The organism is Pseudomonas sp. B23(2017) (genome assembly GCF_002113725.1).
Lineage (GTDB): Bacteria > Pseudomonadota > Gammaproteobacteria > Pseudomonadales > Pseudomonadaceae > Aquipseudomonas > Aquipseudomonas putida_Z.
The window spans coordinates 1-1341 of the sequence record NZ_NEJM01000040.1; the positions used below are offsets into that span (position 1 = coordinate 1).

Sequence of the window (1341 nt, forward strand, 5' to 3'; positions counted from 1 at the left end):
TGCGTTCCGGCTGCAAGGCTTCGACCAGCTGCTCGAATGGCAGGTCCTGGTGGGCCTGCGCGCCCAACGTGCGCTGGCGCACCTGTTGCAGCAGCTCGCTGAACGTCAGTTGCACATCGAACTCGGCCCGCAGCACCTGGGTGTTGACGAAGAAGCCGATCAGGCGCTCGGTCTCGACCCGGTTGCGGTTGGCCGTGGGCACGCCGACGCGGATGTCGGCCTGGCCCGAATAACGATGCAGCAAGGTCTGGAAGCTCGCCAGCAACAGCATGAACGGCGTCACACCCTGCTGCTGGGCAACGCGCTTGAGGTTGGCGGCCAGCTCATTGCCCAACTCAATCGGCCACCGCGCGCCTTGGTGGCTCGGTACAGCCGGGCGCGGATGGTCCAACGGCAGCTCCAGCACCGGTTGCTCATCACCCAATTGTTCGGCCCAGTAGGCCAGCTGCCGCGCCTGCTCGCCGGCCTCCATCCAGTTGCGCTGCCACACGGCAAAGTCCGCGTACTGGATCGGCAAGGGCGGCAACTGCGGCACCTGGCCCTGGCTGTAGCCGGCATACAGTTGCACCAGCTCGTCGACCAGCAACGGCATCGACCAGCCGTCGGCGACGATATGGTGCAGGGTCAGCACCAGCACGTGCTGGTCCGCCGCCAGACGCAGCAGCAGGGCCCGCAGCAGCGGCCCCTGCTCCAAGTCGAACGGTTGCCCTGCTTCGGTCTCGACCCAGGCCCGCACAGCGGCCTCGTCGGCATACGCCTGCTCCTCGACGACCAGCTCGAACGGCAGCTGGCCATGAATGACCTGCACCGCCTGCTCGCCGTCCAGGCGGAAGGTGGTGCGCAGGGTTTCGTGACGCTCGATCAAGGCGCCGAAGGCCTGTTGCAGGGCGGCGACATCCAGCGCCCCGGCCAGCTTCAGTGCGGCCGGAATGTTGTAGGTGGCACTGTGCGGTGCCCATTGCCACAAGAACCACTGCCGTTGCTGGGCATAGGAAAGCGCCAGCGGCTGCTCCCGGGAAACCCGCCCAATGACGCTGGAGCAAGCCTGCTCACCTTGCGCTGCAAGCCTGGCGAAGTCGGCCAGGCTCGACGTTTCGAACAGCGCGCGCAACTGCAGCTCCACGCCCAGGCTCTGACGTACCCGGGAGATCACCTGGACGGCGAGCAAGGAATGCCCACCCAGTTCGAAGAAGTTGTCGCCCAGGCCTACCCGCTCCAGTTTCAGCACATCGGCCCAGATCACCGCGATCTGTTGTTCCAGTTCACTCTGCGGGGCCACATATTCCGCTTGCAGCAGGCTGGCGTCCGGTTGCGGCAATGCACGGCGGTCCAGCTTGCCGT

1 protein-coding gene is annotated in these 1341 nt (G+C 66.1%); it reads right to left on the bottom strand.

Translation table 11 applies throughout. The features are described 5' to 3' along the window. On the bottom strand, positions 1-1341 hold a 1341-nt coding region (locus tag CAG46_RS27435; protein ID WP_256575153.1), incomplete at both ends, for a condensation domain-containing protein.